The sequence below is a fragment of the Pseudomonas moraviensis subsp. stanleyae genome (genome assembly GCF_036283065.1).
Classification (GTDB): Bacteria; Pseudomonadota; Gammaproteobacteria; order Pseudomonadales; family Pseudomonadaceae; genus Aquipseudomonas; species Aquipseudomonas stanleyae.
Genome location: NZ_JAADJI010000003.1, coordinates 145,389 through 168,684 on the forward strand (window position 1 = coordinate 145,389; position 23,296 = coordinate 168,684).

Annotated in this window: 26 protein-coding genes and 1 pseudogene; 24 read left to right on the forward strand and 3 right to left on the reverse strand. The window is 55.8% G+C overall.

Features of this window, described 5'->3' with window-relative positions:
• Positions 1-71: 71 nt before the first annotated feature.
• The gene (locus GXB78_RS05705; RefSeq protein WP_329514684.1) at positions 72-629 is read right to left on the reverse strand and encodes a TetR/AcrR family transcriptional regulator; all 558 of its coding nucleotides are present in this window, start codon (positions 627-629) and stop codon (positions 72-74) included.
• A gap of 182 nt (positions 630-811) precedes the next feature.
• On the opposite strand from GXB78_RS05705, the gene GXB78_RS05710 reads away from it, so the two are divergent.
• On the forward strand, positions 812-1,501 hold the full coding sequence (locus GXB78_RS05710) for a Crp/Fnr family transcriptional regulator (protein WP_329514685.1): 690 nt from the start codon (positions 812-814) through the stop codon (positions 1,499-1,501).
• Positions 1,502-2,084: 583 nt separating this feature from the next.
• On the forward strand, positions 2,085-3,014 hold the full coding sequence (locus GXB78_RS05715) for an alpha/beta fold hydrolase (RefSeq protein WP_329514686.1): 930 nt from the start codon (positions 2,085-2,087) through the stop codon (positions 3,012-3,014).
• 369 nt (positions 3,015-3,383) lie between these two features.
• Here GXB78_RS05715 and GXB78_RS05720 read toward each other — a convergent pair whose 3' ends face one another.
• Positions 3,384-3,671 carry a hypothetical protein gene (locus GXB78_RS05720; RefSeq protein WP_329514687.1) on the reverse strand — a complete coding sequence of 96 codons (288 nt, stop codon included), beginning with the start codon at positions 3,669-3,671 and terminating at the stop codon, positions 3,384-3,386.
• 686 nt (positions 3,672-4,357) lie between these two features.
• On the opposite strand from GXB78_RS05720, the gene GXB78_RS05725 reads away from it, so the two are divergent.
• The 11 genes from GXB78_RS05725 (at position 4,358) to GXB78_RS05775 (ending at position 13,993) form a co-directional block, all read left to right on the forward strand.
• On the forward strand, positions 4,358-5,029 hold the full coding sequence (locus GXB78_RS05725) for a hypothetical protein (protein ID WP_329514688.1): 672 nt from the start codon (positions 4,358-4,360) through the stop codon (positions 5,027-5,029).
• Positions 5,030-5,142: 113 nt separating this feature from the next.
• On the forward strand, positions 5,143-5,373 hold the full coding sequence (locus tag GXB78_RS05730) for an AlpA family transcriptional regulator (protein WP_329514689.1): 231 nt from the start codon (positions 5,143-5,145) through the stop codon (positions 5,371-5,373).
• Between the two features lie 4 nt (positions 5,374-5,377).
• Positions 5,378-6,220 (forward strand): ParA family protein, encoded by an 843-nt coding sequence (locus GXB78_RS05735; protein ID WP_329514690.1) that lies wholly within the window; start codon positions 5,378-5,380, stop codon positions 6,218-6,220.
• A gap of 79 nt (positions 6,221-6,299) precedes the next feature.
• Positions 6,300-6,509 carry a hypothetical protein gene (locus GXB78_RS05740; protein ID WP_329514691.1) on the forward strand — a complete coding sequence of 70 codons (210 nt, stop codon included), beginning with the start codon at positions 6,300-6,302 and terminating at the stop codon, positions 6,507-6,509.
• 14 nt (positions 6,510-6,523) lie between these two features.
• Positions 6,524-8,110: a ParB family protein gene (locus tag GXB78_RS05745; RefSeq protein WP_329514692.1), complete on the forward strand. Its 1,587-nt coding sequence runs from the start codon at positions 6,524-6,526 to the stop codon at positions 8,108-8,110.
• On the forward strand, positions 8,107-8,655 hold the full coding sequence (locus GXB78_RS05750; RefSeq protein ID WP_329514693.1) for a DUF2857 domain-containing protein: 549 nt from the start codon (positions 8,107-8,109) through the stop codon (positions 8,653-8,655). Before GXB78_RS05745 ends, GXB78_RS05750 begins: the two co-directional genes overlap by 4 nt.
• On the forward strand, positions 8,652-9,842 hold the full coding sequence (locus tag GXB78_RS05755; protein ID WP_329514694.1) for an STY4528 family pathogenicity island replication protein: 1,191 nt from the start codon (positions 8,652-8,654) through the stop codon (positions 9,840-9,842). Before GXB78_RS05750 ends, GXB78_RS05755 begins: the two co-directional genes overlap by 4 nt.
• Before the next feature lie 236 nt (positions 9,843-10,078).
• Complete coding sequence (locus GXB78_RS05760) at positions 10,079-10,834, forward strand: PFL_4669 family integrating conjugative element protein (protein ID WP_329514695.1); 756 nt, start codon at positions 10,079-10,081, stop codon at positions 10,832-10,834.
• Positions 10,831-11,349 carry a DUF3158 family protein gene (locus tag GXB78_RS05765; RefSeq protein ID WP_329514696.1) on the forward strand — a complete coding sequence of 173 codons (519 nt, stop codon included), beginning with the start codon at positions 10,831-10,833 and terminating at the stop codon, positions 11,347-11,349. The genes GXB78_RS05760 and GXB78_RS05765 overlap by 4 nt, the downstream gene beginning before the upstream one ends.
• On the forward strand, positions 11,346-11,801 hold the full coding sequence (locus GXB78_RS05770) for a single-stranded DNA-binding protein (RefSeq protein WP_329514697.1): 456 nt from the start codon (positions 11,346-11,348) through the stop codon (positions 11,799-11,801). Before GXB78_RS05765 ends, GXB78_RS05770 begins: the two co-directional genes overlap by 4 nt.
• Positions 11,802-12,025: 224 nt before the next feature.
• Complete coding sequence (locus GXB78_RS05775) at positions 12,026-13,993, forward strand: DNA topoisomerase III (RefSeq protein WP_329514698.1); 1,968 nt, start codon at positions 12,026-12,028, stop codon at positions 13,991-13,993.
• A 44-nt stretch (positions 13,994-14,037) separates the two neighbouring features.
• Here GXB78_RS05775 and GXB78_RS05780 read toward each other — a convergent pair whose 3' ends face one another.
• Entirely contained in the window at positions 14,038-14,295 is a 258-nt protein-coding gene (locus tag GXB78_RS05780; RefSeq protein WP_053158143.1) for a hypothetical protein, read from the reverse strand.
• A 209-nt stretch (positions 14,296-14,504) separates the two neighbouring features.
• Between GXB78_RS05780 and GXB78_RS05785 the strand changes: the two genes are divergently transcribed.
• From GXB78_RS05785 to traD, 11 genes and pseudogenes are all read left to right on the forward strand, one after another.
• A complete protein-coding gene (locus GXB78_RS05785; protein ID WP_329514699.1) occupies positions 14,505-14,846 on the forward strand; it encodes a helix-turn-helix domain-containing protein in 342 nt (113 codons plus the stop codon).
• A gap of 866 nt (positions 14,847-15,712) precedes the next feature.
• Positions 15,713-16,294, forward strand: a complete 582-nt coding sequence (locus GXB78_RS05790) for an STY4534 family ICE replication protein (protein WP_329514700.1) — start codon at positions 15,713-15,715, stop codon at positions 16,292-16,294.
• A gap of 70 nt (positions 16,295-16,364) precedes the next feature.
• Positions 16,365-16,622, forward strand: a complete 258-nt coding sequence (locus GXB78_RS05795; protein WP_329514701.1) for a hypothetical protein — start codon at positions 16,365-16,367, stop codon at positions 16,620-16,622.
• A gap of 100 nt (positions 16,623-16,722) precedes the next feature.
• On the forward strand, positions 16,723-17,217 hold the full coding sequence (gene radC, locus GXB78_RS05800; RefSeq protein WP_329514702.1) for a RadC family protein: 495 nt from the start codon (positions 16,723-16,725) through the stop codon (positions 17,215-17,217).
• A gap of 52 nt (positions 17,218-17,269) precedes the next feature.
• Positions 17,270-18,033 (forward strand): annotated as a pseudogene (locus tag GXB78_RS05805) (DUF5983 family protein).
• A gap of 89 nt (positions 18,034-18,122) precedes the next feature.
• On the forward strand, positions 18,123-18,665 hold the full coding sequence (gene pilL2 / locus GXB78_RS05810) for a PFGI-1 class ICE element type IV pilus protein PilL2 (RefSeq protein WP_329514703.1): 543 nt from the start codon (positions 18,123-18,125) through the stop codon (positions 18,663-18,665).
• Positions 18,662-19,333 carry a chemotaxis protein gene (locus tag GXB78_RS05815; RefSeq protein WP_329514704.1) on the forward strand — a complete coding sequence of 224 codons (672 nt, stop codon included), beginning with the start codon at positions 18,662-18,664 and terminating at the stop codon, positions 19,331-19,333. The genes pilL2 and GXB78_RS05815 overlap by 4 nt, the downstream gene beginning before the upstream one ends.
• Before the next feature lie 9 nt (positions 19,334-19,342).
• Complete coding sequence (locus tag GXB78_RS05820; RefSeq protein ID WP_329514705.1) at positions 19,343-20,062, forward strand: TIGR03759 family integrating conjugative element protein; 720 nt, start codon at positions 19,343-19,345, stop codon at positions 20,060-20,062.
• On the forward strand, positions 20,044-20,592 hold the full coding sequence (locus GXB78_RS05825) for a lysozyme family protein (RefSeq protein WP_329514706.1): 549 nt from the start codon (positions 20,044-20,046) through the stop codon (positions 20,590-20,592). The genes GXB78_RS05820 and GXB78_RS05825 overlap by 19 nt, the downstream gene beginning before the upstream one ends.
• Positions 20,589-21,104: an integrating conjugative element protein gene (locus tag GXB78_RS05830; protein ID WP_329514707.1), complete on the forward strand. Its 516-nt coding sequence runs from the start codon at positions 20,589-20,591 to the stop codon at positions 21,102-21,104. The genes GXB78_RS05825 and GXB78_RS05830 overlap by 4 nt, the downstream gene beginning before the upstream one ends.
• Before the next feature lie 9 nt (positions 21,105-21,113).
• Positions 21,114-23,219 carry a type IV conjugative transfer system coupling protein TraD gene (gene traD, locus GXB78_RS05835; protein WP_329514708.1) on the forward strand — a complete coding sequence of 702 codons (2,106 nt, stop codon included), beginning with the start codon at positions 21,114-21,116 and terminating at the stop codon, positions 23,217-23,219.
• Positions 23,220-23,296: the final 77 nt, after the last annotated feature.

Consider the following 23,296-nt stretch of genomic DNA (forward strand, 5'->3'; position numbering starts at 1 on the left):
TGAAAAGCAACGCCGAATAGGCCTCCGAGGGACATTGAGGCTGATGTCCGACGAGCCCACCTCTCCGCCCTCTAGACTAGGACGCCGAGCCAGCGCTCGCTTACTCTGTCGATATAGCTAGAATCGTTATGAATACGCGAGAGAAGAATCGCGCCTTCGTAGTCGGCAACCGCTCTCTCACCGTGCTCCAAAGCTGTAGATGACGGCACCTGCTCAGAAAAAATGTTCGCCAAAGCCGCCGCCCACTCCCCCATGAACTCCCGAATTTGCGGCATCAGCGCTTTCACTGAATAGGCTGCGTCAACCGCGATGACGCCCATCAGACAACCAATCGCCCCCTCTATGAAAAGCTTCTTTGAATGGCGCGCCATCAACCGAAAGCGCTCAGCTCCACTTAAATCTTCTCGATAGGCAATGCTAAAAAGTCGCTCGCTGATCTGTTGATGGGTCCAGGACAAAACGTCGTTCATTAACGACTCTTTGCTTCTGTAGTGGTGATAAAACGATGCTTTAGTCAGCTCGCAGGCTTGAGCCAAGGCATCCATCGTTGTGCCATGGTAGCCATAGCGCTTGAAAACGCCAGCACAACGGGCCAGCAACTCCTCTCGTGGAATTTTTTGCGGTCTCATCCGATGCTCCTTTGACGACATACGGCAGAGCGATTTGACTCGCTGCTACCCTTCGCTTATACATAACTTACCAATCGTTCGGTTAATAACTGTGTACTGCCCTTGAGCTTCGCGCAACCTGTGATGGCAGCAATGGCAGTGATACGATCACCCCCGCAGCTCGATGAAGGGAGCTAATAACAATGAGCGGCTTCAATTGGATTCAGGATTTAAGCCTACCAGTCCGCCAAGCCGTGCTCGACAGAGCTCGACTCCGCACTCTCCCAGACAGCACTACGCTTTACCATCAAGGCGATCTGATCACTGAGGTCTATCAAATAGTTTCTGGCGAAATTCGGCAATGCATCATCACCGCAGATGGCCAGGAAGTCTTGATTTACATCTACAAGCCCGGAGACCTCGTGGGAGACAGCTCAATTGCTGACCAAGACCCTCACTCTGTGACCATCATCACTCGAGGCGAGGCCGTGCTAAGGGTCTGGTCCGCTCGGGACTTCACCGAGCTTCGAACTACCTATACGGAAGTCGAGAACGCTGTAGCCGCGCAGATCAGCCGACGCCTCAGAGGAGCTCTCCGGCTCGTTGAAGAACTGTTGACGCAACCCGTCGCCGCAAGAATCGCGTCCCGTTTTTTTTGGCTCTCGGACATCCAAGGCGCATCGGCTGAGGCAGCCAACATCACCCTGTCCCAATCCGATATCGGACTCATGGTCGGCAGCACTCGACAAAGCGTTAATCGAGTAGTGACAGAACTGCGCAAATTAGACCTGATCGAAACGAACTATGGCAAGGTGACGGTCAAGGATACTGAGGGGTTACGCCGTTATATCAGCGAGCATCAACGGCACGGCCGCAATTCAACACCTGAATGATGAGGCCCTGTACCACTGAGTAGTCGCAAGAAAGAGCAACTGCGCCTGGACGACGTTAATACACTTCAGCCTTTTCTACGCTCGTTCTTGGCAGTGGCACCCAACGGAACAACCGGAGCATCCAAAGGCGTTCAGCTAATAAGCGAAAGCATATTCAAAGTCTTGCTCCGCTGCACCGCAAAGGGCGAAAGTAGCCCATGCCGAAATATCGAGCCAGATGATGTAGCGCTGCTATGTTTATCCCGCGCCCATGTCGCAGCCTCAATTCTCGGTGCCCTCGGGGTGGGTAGCGGCGCTCACCTTGAGAAGTCCGCGATTCGTCTCTTCCCCAGTATAAATTGCAGTCAATCGCTACGAGCGCCCTCGAAGCTTAAATGAAATAAATCAGACACGCGCCGAAGTGTCGGCTGGACGACACTGTTTGCTTGTTCAAACCTTTAACATCACGTACCGATATCCAATTTTTACCCTCTGCGAGCGTGTTCTCACGCGTCCAAATCAAGATAAATCTCTAAAAAAGCACGATCAGGGGTTGAATATGAAATCTTTCCAACATAGCTACGCCTATTCCAATGGAATAAGAATGCACTACGTTGAACTGGGCACCGGTCCGGTGGTAGTGCTTTTGCACGGCTGGCCAGAATCTTGGTACTCCTGGCGCCATCAAATCGAGGCTCTTGCCGAAGCAGGGTATAAAGTTATCGCACCTGATCAACGCGGCTACGGCCTTACTGAAGTTCCGGAGGATGTATCTAGCTACAACATCCTCAATTTAGTAGGGGATGTAGTCGGCTTACTGAACACTCTAGAGATCATGGAAGCATCGATCGTAGGGCATGACTGGGGATCCATGGTCGCGGCGGCAGCAGCTTTACTTAGACCAGATATGTTTAACAAACTCTGCCTGATGAGCGTTCCATTCATGCCAAGACGAAAAATTCGCCCTTCCATACGATTTCATATGGCCTCACAAAAAAAGCATTTCTACCAAGATTACTTTCAAAAATTCGGACTGATAGAAAAAGAGCTATCGGAAAACATTCGAACAAGCATGCTCGGCATCTTATATTCGGCCTCCGGTGAGGCGCGAGCACATCCGCTACACAGTAGCTCCAGCTTTATCGCATTTGATAAAGGTACTCGTTTTACAGATAACCTAGCAATACCGGAAGTATTACCTGCATGGCTAACCGAATGGGACTTAGAAGTCTTTTCAGACCAGTTCCGAAATTCTGGGTTTAGCGGGGGAATTAACTGGTATCGAAATATGGATCGAAATTGGGAAATGACGGCGTTCTGGGACGGCGCACTCTTACTTCAGCCAATGCTGTTTATTGCAGGATCCCTAGATGGCGTTTTGACAATGACAAGCGAAGAATATGAAAATCTTCACTTACATGCCCCTATGTTAGCAGGCAAACATATCATTCCAAACGCAGGACATTGGATACAGCAAGAACGTCCCAAAGAAGTTAACGATCATTTGATCACATTTCTGCAACAGACTGAATGAAGCGTAAAGGCATGCCCCTAATCTATCAAATTTTAGCAATTCCCAAGCTTGCTGAGGCGTATGTAAATCGTGGCATCCTCACAATCAGGCTTATACTCAGCGGCAGTGGTCTGCGCGGCTCGAACTAACTGAACTAGCTGCTGCTAAAATCAAATCCAATGCGAATTTATCCTCATGAGATTCCGCAGCCTAGTGTTCTTTATAATTTATCCAGTTCGCGACTGCCTTTCTCAAACTAATTGAAAGTGTACCATCATCCACCGCACGGAGCCAAAATTACGGTACCGATCATCGCAGCAAGAGACACACCATTGCATCCTGACTACGAGATTCAGATTCCTCTATCTTGGAGATCCTACCCAGTGAGCGTTAGAACATTCGAACTCCTTCGCTATAGGCAGCCCTAACGGTCCTTTCTTCGCGATTTGAATCAATTGCAAGTGTAGCCAAGGCACACATCGACCCAGACTTAGCATGGCTGTCTGAAAGATAGTTGGCAACGACTGCCGAGAGCACTGCTCCTGGTTCTTGCTCGGCTGACTCTTTGAACAAGACGTCTATGGAGTAAAACGCGTGCTGCAAGGCAAGAACTTTTAGTTCGGCTTTAGACTCAAGTTGGTTATAAAAACTCCCATGCGTCAGACCAACGGCGTTCATGATACTATTATTCCTACACCCTCGAAGCCATGCTCCTTAAATGATCGGGCAGCTTGTTGAATTATGAGCTCACGGTTGGCTTTTGCTTTCGCCTTCGTACCTCCCATAGCACCTCCTCAAAAACCCTTCATATGATCCTCATAATATGATAGAACAATTGATGAGTATTACAGTGCGCGTGCCACAACCGCTTGTAACCGGCTCCTCAAGGACTTATAGGCGTTTGAAGACACGCTGTGAGATAGCCAACGCACAAACACAGAGTCTTTCGGACAAAAAAAAAGACTAAAACTCTTTGATTTTAATGGCTTTTTCTAGGAGGTCCCGCTGATATGATTTCGCCATCAACCGCATTCACTGTGGTATTCCTTTACCTCGTATACGAAGGTGCTGAGCCACAGATTCGGAGTCAGGAGTTACTCTCCCGCTCTCGCGAATCAACGCGAAAGGCAGAAATAAAAACGAACATTTAAGACAGCCACTAGATAGTGGTAAAGATCTGTCCCGGTAAAGATTCTATGACGTTGCTACGGAGCCATCCTAGCTGCTGACAAGGTGCAAGGATCGTGCGGGAGGTCTATCCGTCTGATACGGAGGTCCGCTGATAAATGTCTAAACATAGATTCAACCCCCATACCAAGATCTTTTATAGGCCTATTGAGGCGGCTGTACGATGGTGCAACTTGATGGACTATGAATCCGAGATTCTCGAAGCCTTCAACCATAGCCCTGAAAGACTCGCGCAGCTCTTTCCACAGTGGCCCTGCCTGCTTGCGAATACGGAAAAAATCTATGACGCCATTCGAAATCGAGAGCTACCTTACGGATATCTTGGCATCACAGTGAAGTTGGAGACATCGTTGGATTGTTACCAATTGACCGTTCGCCATTCAGATTTGCGTTCCTGGATGTCACTTCGTTATCCGGAGCAAAAACCTCCATTCCTGTTTGAGTCAACACGTGATGCCGAAGACAAGATAACCATCGGAACCTATCTTGCTCTTCGTGCTGACCAAGAGGCTATAGCGTTCGAACTAAAAAAGCTAAGACGTCTTCATCAAGAATTGCTAGCTGATCTTGAGTCCGTAGGGATTGAACCTAAAGAACTTAAATCGCTAGCAAAAATACATCATGAGCTCAGCAAGCGTAGCGAGTTTACATATCAGCAGATTATCGGCGCGTTACTCAGCCTATTTCTAAGTCGTTCGCCCGCCGGCAAGCCCATCTCGGTATTTGAAAGTCAAGCTGCAATCGTTGATGCGATTACTGCACGCTATGAAGGAGTAATCGGCCTTAGCAAGCGCACATTAGATGAAAAATTTGCTGCTGCTAACCGAAGCCTCAAAAAACAGGAATAATCGATGCATTGCACTGCAATCCTGGCGATTGCAGTGCAATGACCGATTTCATTTTCTGTTATTGAATCCAGGTCACTTCCTAACAAGTCTATCTAGCGCTCGGGGTGACCACCATGATCAATGAATCCTTGCTTATCGATGAAGCACCTCTACAACAAAGCGAACGCCATATCATGCGACGCGACGAGGTGGAGAGAAAAACCGGTTTCAAACGTGCGCATATCTACAATCTGATGAAAGAAGGAAAATTCCCTCAAGCCAAACGCATTGGACTACGCGCGGTCGGCTGGGACTCGAAGGAAATCGAGCAGTGGGTCGCTGAGCGCTTAGGCCAGCAGGCCTGATGTGATGCGTGTGGTATCAGTGGTTTCCACTAAAGGTGGAGTAGGCAAAACCACAGTAGTCGCCAATCTCGGCGGTCTACTGGCGGATGCTGGCCTGCGCGTCCTGTTGCTTGATCTCGATAGCCAACCCACCCTCTCCAGCTATTACGACTTGAGTCAGAAAGCTGGTGCTGGTGCATATCAGCTCATTGCACTCAACTTAACAGCGCCAGCGCAGATTGTTTCTAGGACAGTGATTGCCGGGCTCGACCTGATCATCTCCAACGATGATCAAGGCCATCTGAGTTCATTGCTGCTGCACGCACCTGACGGGCGATTAAGGCTGCGCAATTTGCTCGACAGTTTCCGTCCCCGTTATGACCTGCTTTTGATCGACACCCAAGGCGCACGTAGCGTGCTGCTGGAGATGGCCATCTTGGCCTCCGATCTTGCACTTTCGCCCATCACTCCAGAAATGCTCGCTGCCCGCGAGCTTCACCGCGGCACCATGAAGCTGCTGAGTGAACTCGAACCATTCCACCACCTGGGCATTGCACCGCCACCGCTGCGGCTGCTGCTTAATCAGGTAAATGCCATTCGGACGGACACCCGGATGATCATCCGTGGCCTGCGCGAAACCTTCGCTGGGGCAATCAACGTCTCGGTTCTAGACACCGTAGTTCCAGGCCGAGTGGCTTACCTCAATGCCGCCTCCCTCGGCCTGCCGGTCCACCGAGTAGAGACTCGCCGGGCGCACAAACGACGCTCACCATCTGCGCTGGAAACTATGCAAGCGCTAGCCATCGAACTGTTTCCAGAGTGGCGCGAAGCCATCTGGACGGTGAGCAGGTGCGTGGAGGTTCAATGAGACGAATCACCACGCGGGCATTCTTCGCCAAGTTATTTTTATCGACCTTTGTGCCAACAGTCGTTGGCAAGGAGTTTTGATGTTGGATCAACTGCCCATCATCGTTCGGCCATCAATTCGACCACACTACCCACCTTGCGAGGAATACTGCACTGTGGTCTTTCGTCTGCAGGGCGGGCGCTCGGCCATGGGGTGGCTCCTTGCAGAACTTTCTCAACATTTCGAAGGTTCGGGGACTGCCGAGATCGTCAAGTTCGAGGTCGGTGACCATTTGCGTATTCGGCGTTAACTGAGGCGATTCAAATGAAGAAGCTCAGTCAGGAGGAGATCACCGGCAAGCTGCACCAAGGCCACTTCCCTCGAGGTGCAGAACTGGACCGGCTGTCCGATCCAGTCATCGACACACCTATGCTGGTCACACTGGAGCAGCTGCGGCCTTACGAATACAACCCGCGTTTCATCCGCAATCCGCTTTACGGCGATATCAAGGCCTCGATCCGGGAACGCGGGCTGGATCAACCGCCACCGATTACCCGCCGCCCAGGAGAGACCTCTTTCATCATTCGCAACGGCGGGAATACTCGCTTGGCGATTCTCGGCGAGCTGTGGCAGGAGACTCGCGACGAGCGCTTCTTCCGCATTCATTGCCTGTTTCGACCCTGGACCAATGAAATCAATGCCCTACTCGGCCATCTGGCCGAAAGCGATCTACACGGTCAACTTACCTTCATTGAACGCGCATTGGCGGTGGCCAAACTCAAAGCCATGCTCGAATCAGATGAAACGACACTTTCGCAGCGTGAACTGGCCAAACGTCTCGCCGCTGGAGGCTATCCGATTTCGCAATCGCACATCAGCCGGATGCTCGACACCCTCGAACACTTACTGCCTGCAATTCCTCAAACCTTGTATGCGGGATTGGGTAAACCCCAGATCGAACGTCTGATCGCTCTGCGTAGTCAGGCTGAACGAACCTGGAACCGTTATCCAACCGGCAGCATTGCATTCGCCGATTTTTGGCTTGACACCCTGGGCTACTTCGATACCGAACCTGAGTCCTTGGATCTTGAGCAAATCCAGGATGAGCTGCTCGAACGCATGAGCTGCTTGCTCGGACAGTCTTACCGTATGCTGGCCCTGGAACTGAGCGATACCCTACGGGCCGTCTCGACGCCTGGTGTTGTCGTCACCACACCTTCGGGGAACAGTCTTCTGCCGAGCATAGATGAAGCCGCGGCAGGATATTCCTCGTCCGAGTCCCGTCTCAAACCAAACGAGACCAGAGCACAGGCCCAAACAGCACGAGAGGAGCTGCTCACACCGCCCGAGAGGAATGTCGCATCAGCGGTCAGCCCTCAGTCACGAGTCCAACAGATTCGCGAACAGATTGATCGCGATACTGCCACTGAAACAACCCCGACCGTCGAAACCTGCACGTTCGACGACATTTGGACTATCGCACCAGCACTGGATAGGCCCGAACAACTGCGATCCGCCATTGCCGAATTGGCGCGGGACTTGGCGGCCTATGCCGGACATCCCGAGAGCATCATCGATCAGCAGCATGGCTTGGGTTTCGCCCTGAACATCGAGCGTGTTGATCTTGCAGCGCCTCGCGCTACGGGCGTTCACCTACTGCTCCTGGCCCTGCTGCGCGCTCAAGACCACGTGAACTGGGAAGATCGTAAACAACTGCCCTCCGCGCTGTTCGGGCAACTGTTATTGGGAGTCTATCAACTCCCGCTGACAGATCGTCCCCCCGTGGACATTGGGCTGGAGCGACTGCCCGACGGTCTTTTAATTAAATTATATCGCCTGATCCGCCTGGCCAGACGCCTGATCGACTTAACACTTACCCCTGAAGACGACTCACCGAGGGAGCTGTCATGAACCTGTCCTTCAATGTGCTCAACCAGGCCATGCTGACCCAGGTGTTGCATGAACTGCGTCTGGGTAATGTGCAGCGCTGCAAGGCACTCGGACTGGGTGAAGACGACATTTTCTTGCTGCAATCCTTACCACCCACCACCCTGTCGCGCCTGGCCCATACCACCATCCCTTGGGTTGAGGTCAAGATTGACTCGCCAGTGCTGCATCGGTTGATCGAGCAAGCCGAACGCGACGAGCAGAACGAGCGCTTGATCAATCGAGCGCTCAAGCTGGGTGCCAGCAGCACCATCATGTATCAGTGCTTCGGCCTGGCGCATTCGGAGACTGCCCTGCGTCGACGTCTGCTTAAGATCGAAACCCGTAAGGGCCGCCCCCAACATTTGAGCGAAGCGCAGGAACATGCGCTCTGGCAGCGTTGGTGCCAGCTACGCGCCCAGGATAGTACCGAGGATCAGCTTGATGCCATGATGATGCTTGCCGAAGAGCAGCAGGTCAGCTTGACCATCGTTTGGCAGCAGATCGACCAGTACAGCACAAAGACATGAACGCTGGTCCTTCCAGTCGCTGGCAATGTGTTCTGCAGCAATGCGTCCAGCAACTAAATGAGCGCTGGCCCGCACGTCCTACCACTGAACATCCCTCCAACCAGACTCTACAGGCCGGCTTTTTGTTCAGCGGTCAATCACATGAAGTCGTGCCATGTCGTCTGCTATTGGATAATCGGCTAACGCCATTGGAGCGGAATGCCTGGCAGGTGTTTCGACTCATGCTGCAAGGTCAGGGTCTGGTCACGCCACGCTATGAGGATTTGCAACCTTACCTATCGAGTGTGCCCTACGGTGCGTCAGCCTCGCGTGAAACCATTGCTCGCGTGTTGACGATGCTCAGGCTCACTCGCTGGCTCAGTTTGGTGAGCCGCGGTCGCGATCAGCTCAGCGGCCGTCTTCAAGGTTCACTGTACGTTCTGCACGATGAGCCGTTAACCCCCGCCGAAGCCATCGAACTGGATCAGGATTACTTGGCGCTAGTCGGGCATGCCCTCGGTCATGCGACGAAGGCCGTGCGTGTTGTCGCGCAGCACATTGTGGAGGAGGTCCGCCAGGACACGAATATTGATCAAAATCGGTTACCGACGCGGTTCGACACCTGGGGCGAACATTGGAAGCAGCAAGGATTGGATCAAGCAACCGATGCTACTCTGCACGATTCCGAACAGGGGGAAGATCGCCTCGTTCGGAATCGTACAGCCCCTCGTTCGGATTCCGAATCGGGCTTGAACGCCAGTGTTTCCGGCACAGTTCGGAATCCGAACGCCGCCTGTACTGTATTAAAAGAAAGTACTTGTACTGTACCGCGCGCGACCCCGGCGGTGGATAACCTGCACTGGCCCGATCCGCTGCACCTGAGTCCTAGCGAGCGTCAGGCCGTCGCTGTGGCGCTGAACAAGCTCAAACCAGCGGATCGTCAGGCGGTACTCAACGAAGCAGGTGCACGCTGTGCGGCAGGAGGTATCCGCAAGCCAGCGGCCTATCTGATGGGCCTAATCCAACGCGCACTGAAAGGCGACTTTCGGCCTTGGGCAGGTCAGACAGAGCCCTCTCCCGCTGCAAAACCGCCCCCAACGGCACCGTCACGCCCATCCCGAAAACAGGGCGAACCCGCCTCCGCTCTCGCCCAAGCGTGTCTGAATGAGTTGCGGCAACTGCGCGGTAAACGCCCTGGACGTCAGTAGATTTGATGCCAGTGGCATCAAATCTACTGAGCTCTACTGTGAGATCGCAAAGGGCCGAATCTGCGCAATCCGATCGGTATGGCCATCGATGGGGAGGAATGCATTGGAGTCACTCACGAACGTCTCCGAAATGAACCCTCTCTAACCAAACCGAACAGACCGCATTCAGCTTTTTGGTAGCCCTTACCCCTCATCTGTCGCAACGTTCTAGTCCAAGCCTATGCGAGGACAACACCGTGGCCGATCACTATCAACTCAACCTGGGCTCATTGCGCAGCAGCATCACCCTGACCCTGCACACTCACCATGCCGCCCGTATCTGGCAGGGTCGGGCCGCACGCGAAGGCGTCCACTCGATCATGGGCATGGCCGGCTACATCAGCGTCACCAACCTGATCAAACAAACCGCAGCGCAGGACGACCCCTATGCCGATTGGGCCATGGTGCAACTCGAAGAAAAGCTGATGCAGGCTAAAGCTGGGATGCTGGAATTGACCCAACAGTTGGATCGGATCAGGCAGGACCTGCCGACACAGATCGACATGAGCGACAACCTCAACATCCACCCCGTCACCTTGCCGCTGTATATCGGCAGCCAGCTGGGTTTTCTGGCGGTCTACCTGCTGACAGATTACGACACTCTGGTGCGCCAAACCCTATTGTCTCATCACACCGCCTTGATCGGTCGCAGGGACATGGAAGCCTGGATCGATGACGGCGCCCATCTGCTACGCAGTCTGTTCGGTCAGGCGCAGCGCTATCGGCATGCTGGTGTCACACGCGATGACATGGCGGCGAACAACGCTCGCGCCCTGGCAGCCATCGATAAATTGGGTTTGCCGCCCATGGATATCCTTGAGGGGCATCGCCGCTCCCAGTTCGCGCCACCAATCGTTCGTCGTGGTGCTGTGCCAGTGGATGACGCTGACGCGTTGGCAGAGGAAGCGGGAGAGCCCTTTGCGACCGTGGATGAGCCGGAGGACGACGCATGAATCCCATGATCCCGGCTCAACCGATGCCCTTCGAAGCATTGACACCGGATGCCTATCGACAGCTCGAACACGCTGCCTCCCTAAAAGGCCTTTTAAAACCTTTTAAGGGTAAGGGGGAGTTGGTGCACCTGGCGCAGGTGGCGAGGGAAATCGAGGCGCAGTTATGTCACCTGATGGAGGCTGCTGTGCAGCAGGCCGGACAGCCCCCTTACTCACTGCTGGATATTCGGTTGGTGCTGCAACACACCAGCGCGGGCAGCACCTTTTTGCGTTGGCGCACCCGTGATTTTGCCCGTATGGGAGTTGCAGTCTGGGAACGCCAGGTCCGCAGCAAACCCCTGCCGCAGGTCGTGCGCGAGGGTCTGCACCAATTCGAATGCAACCGCATTGCACTGAACCTGCAAATGAGCGTGGTGCATTCGCTCTACCGCCAGGCCTCGACCTGCGCAATCAAGATGGCCAGTGCCGAACGGTTATTGCGCCAGTTCACACCTGCAGTGGAGATATCACAATGAGCACTTTTTTCGTCGGCGAAGGCAACATCGGCAGTGCGCCAGAGTTCCAAGAATTCGCCTCAGGCAATGACGAGCCACGGCGTTTACTGCGGCTGAATGTGTACTTCGACAACCCCGTACCACGCGAGGGCAGCTATGAAGATCGAGGCGGCTATTGGGCGCCGGTTGAGCTCTGGCACCGCGAGGCTGAACACTGGAGCACGCTGTACCAGAAAGGCATGCGGGTACTGGTCGAGGGCCGTACGGTACGCGACGAGTGGGAGGACAGCGAAGATAACGCACGAGTGACCTTCAAGATCGAGGCCCGTCGAGTCGGCATCTTGCCTCACCGGGTGCACGACGTGGTCATGCGCGAGCGTTCCAGTGAACCGGCGGCCTCTCAAAATACAGAGCAAGCCAGTTCACCTGCCTCGAAATCCAAGAAACGCAGAGGACAACCACCTACGGACTGAAAGACTTCCAGCATAAAAATTGCGCCTTGCGTGAAGTTGCTGGCCAGTTATTACTGGTTGCTCGTGAGGCCCTATCCTTTTTCCAGATCACAACCAGACAGCAACCTCGGACCATACAAGCCTTCCCTCACCGGCTAAATATGAGGGACCTGCCATTCAGGTTTCTCGTATCTCGCCACTGCTATTCCAACAAAGCTGCTCTGAATTCAATCCGGAGCAGTTCTATGCGCCTCTTTCTATGCGAAAAGCCTTCCCAGGGCCGGGACATCGCCAAAATACTCAGGGCCATTCGGCGTGGTGATGGTTGCCTGATCGGACCCGACTCCACCGTCACCTGGTGTGTCGGTCACCTGCTAGAGACAGCCCCACCTGAAGCTTATGGTGAGCAATTCAAGAGTTGGTCGTTGGATCATTTGCCAATCATCCCCGCGCAGTGGCAGGTTGAGGTCAAACCCAAGACTGCCGCACAGTTCAAAGTCATTAAACGCCTACTCAGTGAAGCTACCACCGTGGTGATCGCCACCGACGCTGATCGCGAAGGTGAAATGATTGCCCGCGAGTTATTGGAGCTCTGCAACTATCAAGGCCCCGTTCAGCGCCTCTGGTTGTCCGCACTTAACGAGGCGTCGATTCGCAAAGCCTTGTCCACGCTGAAATCCGGTCAAGAGACCTTCCCGCTTTATCACTCAGCCCTCGCCCGCAGCCGCGCCGACTGGCTGATCGGCATGAACCTCAGCCGTCTGTTTACCCTTCTCGGTCGGCGAGCAGGTTACGACGGCGTGTTGTCAGTTGGACGCGTCCAAACGCCCACTTTGCGCTTGGTGGTTGAACGAGACCGCGCGATTGCCAGCTTCGTCTCTGTGCCGTACTGGGTAGTGAATGTGCACCTGTCTTCAATGGGACAGCCATTCATCGCATCGTGGATACCGCCAAGTTCGGGACGTGACGAAGCCGGTCGCTGCCTGCAGCAGGCGCTTGCCAGTCAGACCGTCCAAGCGATTTCTAGCAGCAAGACCGCCACCGTAGTCTCGCTGCAGACTGAGCATTTCCGCGAAACGCCACCCCTGCCCTTCGACCTGAGCACATTGCAAGAAGTCTGTTCACGCAAGTTGGGACTCGGCGCTCAGGAAACCCTGAATATTGCCCAAGCCCTGTATGAAACCCACAAAGCCACCAGCTATCCGCGCAGCGATTGCCGGCATTTGCCAGAGAGCATGTTCAACGAGGTAGCCGCGGTATTCGATGCCCTGCTCAGAATGGATCCTGCGTTACGCCCAGCGCTCGCAAGCGTCGATCAATCATTGCGCTCACGAGCATGGAACGATGCCAAGATCACCGCGCACCACGCCATCATCCCAACCACCGAGCCGGCGAACCTTAGGCGGATGTCTGAACAAGAACGCCACGTCTACGAACTGATTCGTAGCCACTACCTCGCGCAATTCCTGCCGCATCACGAGTTTGATCGAACCGAGGTCGAACTGGAGTGTGGCACCGAGCGTTTGACTGCTGTTGGCAAACAGATCGTCGTCCAAGGCTGGAAAGGCTTGCTCTCCGACAACCTCGAAGACGAGGACCCCAATCAAAAGTCCCAGGTGTTGCCCGTCCTGCAACAGGGTACGGAGTGCGAAGTGGACGACGTTGAACTCAAGTCCATGCGCACCGCTGCGCCCAAATCGTTCACCGAGGGCGATCTGATTAAGGCGATGAAAAACGTCGCCAAGCTGGTCAACGACCCACGCCTGAAACATAAACTTCGAGATACCACCGGGATCGGTACCGAAGCCACGCGAGCCGGTGTCATCAAGGGCTTGATTGATCGCGGTTACTTGCTGAAGAAAAAACGTGCCTTAATGGCCTCCGCAGCAGCCCATACCCTGATCGAAGCGGTACCCGCTGCAGTTGCAGATCCGGGTATGACAGCGATCTGGGAGCAAGCTCTGGATGAAATCGAAGCGGGACGCCTGACCCTGGACGCATTCGTTGCCAAGCAGGCGCACTGGATTACGCAGCTGATCGCAAACTGCGGAGCGCTTACCTTGTCGGTACCGGTCGAAGCCGGGCCTGTCTGCCCCATTTGCAACGCATCAATGCTCAGGCGGAAGGGAAAATCAGGACCGTTCTGGTCATGCTCCCACTACCCGGACTGCAAAGGCACTCTGCCGATCAGCAAAGGTACCCGACACCCATGACGCGCCATTGGTGGTCACCACAATCTTGGAGTTGATGTACAGGGTCAGTGCGTCATCAATGGAGGCTGATCTTTCTCCAAGTCACTTAGCGGTTGTCCGATTTCACGGGCCAAAGCGATGCCTGTCGCGATCCATATCTGCCCCAGTTCGTTGAACGCTTTCAGGTGAGCAGGATCTTCGTTGAGCCAATGAACAAGGCTGTCGAGGTGTGCGGGGTTATCAGGGCAATCATGGATCTTGATGAACAACTCCAGTGTTCGATCCCAGATCAGGTCCATGACGTCCTCGCGCTGCTCATCCATGCTCAACCTTGCCTCCGTTTGGCCCTATCAGACCGCTCAGTCTCACTGGTCACTTCGGGCTCTGATCCTTGGAGGAATAGATGTCACGTCGCGACAAACAGCAATTTCAGTCAATATAACAACCCTTTAAGTCGATACTCAACCGTTAAGGATGTTCATGTCAATGGGTCTTTGCTCAACCATTCGGGTTGAATTGGAGAACTCATCACTTGGCATATAAACATCCTACCCAAGCCCAAATCGGACGCATGATCGCGAAGCACCGCACTCAGCGTAATCTGACCCAGGAAGAAGTGGCTGAACGCTTGGGGATCGGCAGCGAAGCCATTTCGCGCCTTGAGCGGGGTGTGGTGGAGCTTTCGGTGGTCAAGCTGATGCAACTGGCGGACATCTTCGACTGCCGGATGGATGAACTGCTGACGGAGTCGAGCAATCGTCCCAACGACCAGGGCCAGGTGATCGCGGGACTACTGAGCAGCCTTCAAGAAAGCGACCGTGCCTTTATCCTGTCGACCGTCGAACAGCTGGCCGCTCACCTCAGTAGCAAATAACCTCTGCGCCCACTGGCTTGACGTCGTCACACCCGCTCTGCTGTGGTGCCTCAGGATCATCGCTTACGGCGACCCAAGACCGATTCGCTCCGGGTAGCTCGGTCGGACTCCTTGAGTTCGGAGCCTTCTCTTCTGCGGAATTCCGTTCCCGTTTTGTGCTCGACCTGATCGTGGTGGCGGATGACCACTGTTGCCTCTGCCAGGCATCAGCGGTCATCCGCTACGGCGATCGCATTCAGTCCCGGAGCCCGCCGGGGAAACACTGGGCACCCTTTGTGCGCGGATGCGTGCCAGCGTGTTCCGACCCAGGCCACGACAAGGGTCGGTTGGCGGATCATGGCGCAGTTAAATCAAGTTTTGCGAGGAGCTTGTCGACTGCGTCAGACTGCCTAAGGTGGCTTTTCTATTCCTCGCCTGGCACCCCGTCAGGCCCACTCTTCACTTTCTTCAGTCCAGTAATTTCCACTGTATTCCGACCATAAAAAACCGGCTTGCGGCGTCTTGACGCTCCCCTATGACAGGCTTATACAAAGGGTGTGGTTCGCTGTCGTTGACAGCCCAGCCCAGGTAGCTTGAACCTTCAAGGCTACGCCACGCTTGTGGTGGTTTACCCAAGTGCGATCAGCGTTCGGAGGCTCGCACGATTACCGCTTTAGCGGTGATGAATGCCTACTCCCCCAGGTCCGCGGACCACTGCTGCGGATTCTCTTTTGCTACACCGCTATTCCCCCGGTGCATCGTTCTGTTTGTCATTGGCTCGCCGGTGGCGTGTCGTCATCGCTTGCCTTCACCTTACCCACCCTGACGGGGCTCACTTCCCCGTCTGGGGTCGTGCGTCGCCGTTTTCCCCTGAAAGGAGAACCACCATGGCCCACGCCAACCAATCCCAAGAAGCGACCACTTACTTCAATCTGCACACCGTCGGCATCGGCTACCTCAACCGTGTCCGCGAAGTACAAGTCCGCCGCGGCCAGCCATTCATGGCCTGCGATATCGCCGCCCTGCACGGTGCCACCGATGCGGTCGAGTACACCCGCTTCGACTGCAAAGTCGCTGGAGGCGAAGCTGAACGCTTGATTCGTCTCTATATGGACGCCGTCAAAGCCGAGAAAAAGGTCTTGCTGTCGTTCCGTATCGGCGACCTCTGGATCGACCCATTTCTCTATGAGAAAGGCGCTAAACAAGGCCAGCCGGGCGCCAGCCTGAAAGGTCGTCTGCTGTACATCGACTGGATCAAAGTCAATGGCACGTTCGAGTACAAAGCGCCTGCCAGGCAGGAGGCAACAGCACCTGCTGAGCAAGCGCCAAACAGTGAGCCATCCCCAACGTCGGCTGATGCCGAAGCTGAGGATACCGACAACCCAACAGAGTCCAGGATTGAGCCTGAATCTGCACCCACTCCCCGCACCGCCCGCCGTGTCGCCACACGTACTGTTCAGCCCGCCTGAACAATCCACGATGTTTAAATCAAGGCGCTCAATCGAGCGCCTTTTCTTCAATCAGCACAGGAGAACCAATATGGAATCCTTCTGGCTTTGCGACGATTGCCTGTTCGCTGCGGCTTACGAGGACTACAGCACGTTATCGCTCTATTACACGACGGATGAGGTCGAGGAACGCATCGCCGGTCTCCATCGTGGGCTGGTTCGGCTAATGCCCATCAGTGCCGACTTCGATCCCGAAACTGGCCGTGGAATAAGAACCTTCTCCCCATCGCCCTGCAATGGTTGTGATTCACACCTGAACGGACAACGCCACCGATTCACTCAGCTGTAAACAGCGCGTCATCGGGCAATGCCCGTCACTCTATATCCACCTCGGGGACAACACTCCCCTCGGGTGTGTACCCCCGGATTGTTCCCTTCGGAGGTATCCCATGAGCACCCAACTCACCCTCATCGAAACCTCGAATGTCGAGGCTGATCGTATCGTCCTAGAAAACCAGCTGATCGACGAAGCGTTGCACATTCTGGATCGACGACTGTTCACCCGCGGCCCCAGCCTGACGTCACCTGACGCCGTAGCCTCATACCTAAAACTGCATGTTGCACCTCAAGAGCATGAGGTTTTCGGTGTGATGTTTCTCGATACCCGCCATCGCGTTCTGGCATTCGAGATCCTCTTTCAAGGGAGCATCGATGGCGCCAGCGTTTACCCCCGCCAAATCGTCAAGCGCTCCTTAGCGCATAACGCAGCAGCCGTCATTTTTGTTCACAACCATCCTTCGGGATGTACAGAACCCAGCCAGGCAGACCGCGTCTTGACCGCGCGGTTGAAAGAGGTCTTGGCCTTGATCGAGGTTCACGTACTGGATCACTTCATCGTGGGTGAAGGTCGCCCACTTTCTCTTGCCGAATACGGTTGGCTTTAACCCTTACAGGCGCCTTCGGGCGCCTTGTTCATTTTCATCTTGGAGAGTAGTCATGAAATCCACTACCCAAGCCCCAGCGATGCTGGGGGCCTCAAACCCATTCGTTCGCGGCTATGACAATCTATCTATCGAACGGCTGCTGCTGATCACCTACGCGAACGACTGCCCTCCCTGCTTTCGCTCCGTACACGACTCACAAGCTCATCTGCCCGACGATGCCCTAGAACTGTTCCCCTGCCTGTTCTGCGATGATTTCGCCATAATCAGCGAAGACCAATTGATTCCGGATGAGTTGGATGAACGTTGCCAATCCACCGGGCTGGTGCGCCAAGTGATCTACGCCGTGAATGGTGAAATGCTCAACGAGCGACATCACGTCGGTGACCTGTACTCTCTGGAAGAAGCCCAAGCCATGGTCCATCGTTTGAGCTTCGACACAGGACACTACAGTCGAGCCTGGGAATCAGTACCGCACACCTTACTGACGAAGCACTGCGCCACCTGGAAAGCCGGGTTGGCAATGTCGACTCCAGACCAACCGGACTTCTGTTTGAGCCCTTTGCCCTGACAGACTGCAATGGCATCGGGTGTAAGCTGATCGGCACGCGCTGGACCGACGAGAACCTGATGAAGATCGAGGGCAGTCCTTACTCGTCGCTAAGGCAAGAGCAGCTCGACGCCGGTACGCCGGAAGCCCTGGTCAACGTACTGTATCTGGCGGCGTTGGCGGATGTGCGATTGTTGATCTTTGACCCCGACGCTACCGTTTTGGATGGGCTAGCCATTTATGACGAAATAGCAACGCATTCAACTTAAACACGACCCGTCTTGAATCAACTTACTCACTGAATCGCTCCTTCACCTCATGTCAGGTTCTGCACTGAATCTGACATGAGGTTTTTTCCATGGAGCGTTTTTTCACGCCTGTCTGCCTGCTGGGTTTATTGAGCGCCTGCACGGCGCAGATCCCCACCCCATTGCCGACTAGTCCAGAGACTGCCGCTGGTTCCAATCGGGCCCAGCTTTCAAGGAGTACAGTCGAAGAGAGTCATCCGACAGAGCTCCGCTATGGCCGCTATACGCTGGTCAGCATCGAGCCCACGACAGAGCAGCGTGATCTTCTCGCTCAAATCATTGACGTGAGCATTCCGTCCAACCTGAATTCCTCGGTACAGGAGGCGATGCACTACGTGCTGCAGCGCTCAGGTTATTCGCTCTGCCCTTCTGCCGAACCAGTAAAGATACTGTTTACCCGGCCTCTGCCCGCCGCCCATTACCGGCTCGGCCCGATCTCATTACGCAACGCTCTACAAGTACTGGCTGGCCCCGCCTGGCAACTCACGATCGATGAGGTCAGCCGTTCGGTCTGCTTCGAACGGCAAAAAAATGATGCTGCCGTCGCGCGGGTCGCACCCAGCGTGCCCCATCAGCCGGAGGCACGCCCATGAAAGCCTCGACGTTTCAAACCCTCATTGTCGGCTCACTTTGCCTGGCGGTCTCCGGGCTCAGTGGTGGTTTGTATAACCAGTATCAACGCGTGACCGAGCTGGAAAATGCCAACGCACAACGCCTACAGACTCTGGATTCCCTGCAACGTGATTCAAGCACCCTCATGGATGCACAGGAGAAGCTGCAGTACGCGCTGAAAGACTTGAAGCAGATGGTCGACTCCGGTGAACAACAGGCCAATACACTCGACCCGATGCTGGATCAATGGGCGCAAGAGATTCAGGAGCTACGCGACGGTCTGGCAGACCGTGCCGCCGAAGCCGACATAATCGCGTTACGTGCACGACTTGAGCACGTCGAGCAGCAACTCCTGGACCTCAAGACCCAGCCATCACTCCCACCACCGACATCTTCCTCGGCCAAGCCGAAAAAAGCCGCTCGCCCCAAGCCTGCCCCGCTCTCGCCGCCATTCTCAGTCCTGGGTGTCGAGTCTCGCGGTGGCGAGCGCTTTCTGGCGGTCGCTCCTCCTGATAGTCGTTCGCTCGAGGATATCCAGTTGCTGCACAACGGCGAGCAGTTCGGCACCTGGCAGCTGAAGGTGCTGGAGCCGAACGCGGCCATCTTCACGGTGCCCACTCAGCCAGACCAGACCGTGCAACTCCCTTGAGAAACGATCATGAACCGAGCGCTACTGTCCCCCGTCGTCTGCCTCGTTACATTGCTTAGCACGGGCGCTGCGATGGGTAACCCTGTCACGACACCGTCATGGGTCCAGGACACACAGTCCACTCCGCTCGGGCGCTCGCACTCTGAACAGGCGGCAAGCTGGGGTCTGACGAAGCAAGAGTGGACACGCTTCGAACAGATCCAAGCCGGCCCGCGCGGTTTCTGGAGCCCGAACCTCGATCCGCTGACTGCGCTCGGCGTCGAGGCAGAGACCGACCAAGAGCGCCAGCGCTATGCCGAACTACAGGTAGCGCTGGAAGCCAAACGCGCCGAGCGCGAGTTGGCCTACCAAAACGCTTACACGGCGGCCTGGGCCAAGCTGTTTCCCGTACTGCTGCCGATCCAAGGCATGGCATCTTCGTCTCCTACCAGCTCATCGGTCACCCCGCGCCCAGCCCTGTTTGTGGAGGACCACTGCCCGGCGTGCACCGCTGAAGCACAACGTTTGCAAAACAGTGACACCACGTTCGATATCTACCTGGTGGGCAGCCAAGGCGAGGATGAATATGTTCGTGGCTGGGCCCGGCAAGCAGGCATTGATCCGAGCAAGGTTCAACGTCGGCAGATCACCCTGAACCATGACCGTGGTCGCTGGTTCAGCCTGGGTGCTCCGGGGCCATTGCCCGCCACATTTCAACAGGTGAACGGACAATGGCAACGCATCGACTGAGTGGTATTGCGCTCATGCTGACGGTGCTCGCCGTCCAGGCTGACGAACTTTCGCCTCCGGCCTATCAACTGGCGGCGAATGACGCCGGCATCCCTTCCTCGGTGTTGTTCGCGATTGCCCTGCAGGAGAGTGGTACCCACCTCCGTGGTCGACTGCTGCCTTGGCCCTGGACGCTGAATATTGCCGGTAGCCCTTACCGTTTCGCGACTCGCCAGGCCGCCTGTCACGCCTTGCTCCAGGCACTCGCCCGACATGACGCCAAGCGGATCGACGTAGGTCTTGGACAAACCAACCTGGGTTTCCACGGGCAACGTTTCGCCAGCCCATGCGAAGCCCTCGACCCCTACCGAAATCTCGCCGTGACCGCCGCGCTGTTGCAGGAGCATCACGCCACCTCCGGTGATTGGGTATCAGCGGCCGGACGCTATCACCGCCCGGCAGGCGGAACACCGGCCGCGCGTTACCGCGCCGGCTTTTCCCGGCAACTCGAACGGGTGCTGATTTCTTTCAAACAGGGCACACCACCATGAAGCGAACCCTCATTGCCTGTTATTTCCTCCTGCTCTTGGCACCTTTCGCCCATCCGGAACTGACCGTAGCCGGGGATCAGCCTAGCGACTTCACCCGCCCCCACTTTCAGGTTGCCAGGCCGCCAATAAACAACAAGGTCCAGCCTGATCGGGCTATGCATGCGGACCTGTCCACGTTTGCCGATGAAGCCTGGATACTGCCCGTCCGCAGCTCTCACCTGAGCCCCGGCCAAATCACGTCTCGCACCCTGAACATGCCGGGCTTACGGCCATTTTTCCTGGTGGGTGAGGATCCCCAGTCACTGGCTTGGTTGCGTCAACGCGCGACTGAACTGCAGGAAATGGGCGCGGCCGGTCTAGCCGTCGAAGTGGCCGATAATGAAGCTTTGGCCCGCATTCGAGCAGCCGCTCCGGGCATCACCATCCTGCCGGTCAACGGCAACGACATCGCCACCCGCCTGCAGATTGAGCACTATCCCGTCTTGATCACTGCCACCTCACTGGAACAGTGAGTCAAGGTCATGGCCGAGCATGCGATGGAGTCCAAGCTCCGGCCAGCGGTGGAGCTGTACACCGTAGCGATCTGCATCGCCGCCACTGTGTTGTGCGTGTATTCGCCCTGGGCTGTGGCCCTGTCACCCGAGGTCGGTCTGGTTGCAGCGCTGGCCTATGCCCTGTTCGGCCTTATCCGGCTGCGACAAGCTTGGGAGGTGCTACGTTATCGGCGTAATATCCGTCGGCTGCCCCGCTACGAGCTGACCAGTCGGCAGATTCCGGTCAGCCGTAAACGCCTGTTCATGGGCCGCGGCTTTCGCTGGACCCGCCTGCACACCCAGCGATTGGTCGAGGCTCAGGATCCTGCGGTCGCACACTATGTCGAGCAGCCGCCCCGTTACCGCCTGGCACGTGGATTGGAACGGCGCCTGGAACATGCTCCATTTCCGCTCTCAGCAGTGGCTCGTGTCACGGCTTGGGACAGCGCTTTGAATCCGTTGCGCCCCTTGCCCCCAGTCGGTGGCTCGCCGCTGTTACATGGCGTTGAGCCCGACGAAACGGAAGTCAGTCTGCCGCTGGGCGAACGGGTTGGACATACCCTGGTGCTGGGCACGACCCGTGTCGGCAAAACGCGACTCGCCGAGGTGTACATCACCCAGGACATACACCGTGTTGAACACGAGGTAGTGATCGTCTTCGATCCGAAGGGCGACGCCGACTTGCTCAAACGCATGTACGTCGAAGCCAAACGCGCCGGTCGAGAAAAGGAGTTCTATATTTTCCATCTAGGCTGGCCGGAGATCTCCGCTCGCTACAACGCCGTGGGACGTTTCGGACGTATCTCAGAGGTGGCGTCACGCATCGCCGGGCAACTCAGCGGCGAAGGAAACTCCGCAGCTTTCCGTGAGTTCGCCTGGCGCTTCGTCAATATCATTGCCCGGGCGCTGATCGAGCTGGGCCGACGTCCGGACTACCTGCAGATCCAACGCCATGTGGTCAACATCGATGCACTGTTCGTCGAATACGCCCAGCAGTTTTTCGCCAAGACCGACCCGAAGGCGTGGGAAGTGATCGTTCAGATTGAAGGCAAACTCACCGAAAAAAACATTCCCCGGCATATGGTGGGGCGCGAAAAGCGTGTGGTGGCCATCGAGCAGTACCTGGCAGTGAAGCGGGTATTTGATCCGGTAATGGACGGACTGCGTTCGGCGGTACGCTACGACCGTACTTACTTCGACAAAATCGTTGCCTCGCTACTGCCGCTGCTGGAGAAACTCACCACCGGCAAGACCGCCCAGTTACTGGCCCCCAACTACACCGACCTGGATGACCCGCGGCCGATCTTCGACTGGATGCAGATCATCCGAAAACGCGGCATCGTCTACGTCGGTCTGGATGCACTGACCGACGCCGAAGTAGCCGCCGCGGTGGGCAACTCTATGTTCGCCGACTTGGTCTCGGTCGCGGGCCACATCTACAAACATGGCATTGACCATGGCCTGCCCACATCCGGCGGCAGCAGTGTCAAGCTACCGATCAACCTGCACGCCGATGAGTTCAACGAGTTGATGGGCGATGAGTTTATTCCGCTGATCAACAAAGGCGGTGGTGCTGGCATCCAGGTGACGGCCTACACCCAGACCCTCAGCGATATCGAAGCGCGCATCGGCAACCACGCTAAAGCCGGTCAGGTGATCGGAAACTTCAACACCCTACAAATGCTGCGGGTACGCGAAACCGCCACGGCGGAGCTGCTCACCCAACAGTTGCCCAAGGTCAACGTGCTGACCAAAACCCTGGTATCGGGCGCCACCGACACCTCCGATCCTGAGGCCAACACGGACTTCACCTCGTCCTCACAGGACCGTGTCAGCAGCACCAGCGTGCCGCTGATCGAGCCAGCTCATATCGTCAGTTTGCCCAAGGGGCAAATGTTCTCCTTCCAGGCCGGTGGGCAGCTCTGGAAGGTCCGCATGCCTTTACCTAAACCCTCCAATGACGATGCCATGCCCGAGGATCTGCATGAGCTCACCCAGCGAATGCGGGCGGCCTATAACGGGCACGCAGGGCAATGGTGGAGCGCCAGTGGTGGCAGCCCAACAACAAACTTCGATCTGGATCAGGTGGGGTAGCCGGCCCCGCCACAGCTTTAGATTCAGCAAACACGTAGTCGGCAGGCCCCGTGGCGGCATCAACTCAACGGTGCGCA

Bases quoted from the DNA above. Each gene is read 5' to 3' on its own strand.
- GXB78_RS05790 (WP_329514700.1), top strand. From the start codon at position 15,713: ATGGCCCACGCCAACCAATCCCAAGAAGCGACCACTTACTTCAATCTG.
- GXB78_RS05830 (WP_329514707.1), top strand. From the start codon at position 20,589: ATGAAGCGAACCCTCATTGCCTGTTATTTCCTCCTGCTCTTGGCACCT.
- GXB78_RS05705 (WP_329514684.1), bottom strand. From the start codon at position 629: ATGAGACCGCAAAAAATTCCACGAGAGGAGTTGCTGGCCCGTTGTGCT.
- radC (WP_329514702.1), top strand. From the start codon at position 16,723: ATGAGCACCCAACTCACCCTCATCGAAACCTCGAATGTCGAGGCTGAT.
- GXB78_RS05735 (WP_329514690.1), top strand. From the start codon at position 5,378: ATGCGTGTGGTATCAGTGGTTTCCACTAAAGGTGGAGTAGGCAAAACC.
- GXB78_RS05765 (WP_329514696.1), top strand. From the start codon at position 10,831: ATGAATCCCATGATCCCGGCTCAACCGATGCCCTTCGAAGCATTGACA.
- GXB78_RS05755 (WP_329514694.1), top strand. From the start codon at position 8,652: ATGAACGCTGGTCCTTCCAGTCGCTGGCAATGTGTTCTGCAGCAATGC.
- GXB78_RS05825 (WP_329514706.1), top strand. From the start codon at position 20,044: ATGGCAACGCATCGACTGAGTGGTATTGCGCTCATGCTGACGGTGCTC.
- GXB78_RS05725 (WP_329514688.1), top strand. From the start codon at position 4,358: ATGGACTATGAATCCGAGATTCTCGAAGCCTTCAACCATAGCCCTGAA.
- GXB78_RS05715 (WP_329514686.1), top strand. From the start codon at position 2,085: ATGCACTACGTTGAACTGGGCACCGGTCCGGTGGTAGTGCTTTTGCAC.
- GXB78_RS05730 (WP_329514689.1), top strand. From the start codon at position 5,143: ATGATCAATGAATCCTTGCTTATCGATGAAGCACCTCTACAACAAAGC.
- traD (WP_329514708.1), top strand. From the start codon at position 21,114: ATGGCCGAGCATGCGATGGAGTCCAAGCTCCGGCCAGCGGTGGAGCTG.
- GXB78_RS05750 (WP_329514693.1), top strand. From the start codon at position 8,107: ATGAACCTGTCCTTCAATGTGCTCAACCAGGCCATGCTGACCCAGGTG.
- GXB78_RS05720 (WP_329514687.1), bottom strand. From the start codon at position 3,671: ATGAACGCCGTTGGTCTGACGCATGGGAGTTTTTATAACCAACTTGAG.
- GXB78_RS05780 (WP_053158143.1), bottom strand. From the start codon at position 14,295: ATGGATGAGCAGCGCGAGGACGTCATGGACCTGATCTGGGATCGAACA.
- GXB78_RS05795 (WP_329514701.1), top strand. From the start codon at position 16,365: ATGGAATCCTTCTGGCTTTGCGACGATTGCCTGTTCGCTGCGGCTTAC.
- GXB78_RS05775 (WP_329514698.1), top strand. From the start codon at position 12,026: ATGCGCCTCTTTCTATGCGAAAAGCCTTCCCAGGGCCGGGACATCGCC.
- GXB78_RS05770 (WP_329514697.1), top strand. From the start codon at position 11,346: ATGAGCACTTTTTTCGTCGGCGAAGGCAACATCGGCAGTGCGCCAGAG.
- GXB78_RS05820 (WP_329514705.1), top strand. From the start codon at position 19,343: ATGAACCGAGCGCTACTGTCCCCCGTCGTCTGCCTCGTTACATTGCTT.
- GXB78_RS05710 (WP_329514685.1), top strand. From the start codon at position 812: ATGAGCGGCTTCAATTGGATTCAGGATTTAAGCCTACCAGTCCGCCAA.
- GXB78_RS05745 (WP_329514692.1), top strand. From the start codon at position 6,524: ATGAAGAAGCTCAGTCAGGAGGAGATCACCGGCAAGCTGCACCAAGGC.
- GXB78_RS05815 (WP_329514704.1), top strand. From the start codon at position 18,662: ATGAAAGCCTCGACGTTTCAAACCCTCATTGTCGGCTCACTTTGCCTG.
- GXB78_RS05740 (WP_329514691.1), top strand. From the start codon at position 6,300: ATGTTGGATCAACTGCCCATCATCGTTCGGCCATCAATTCGACCACAC.
- pilL2 (WP_329514703.1), top strand. From the start codon at position 18,123: ATGGAGCGTTTTTTCACGCCTGTCTGCCTGCTGGGTTTATTGAGCGCC.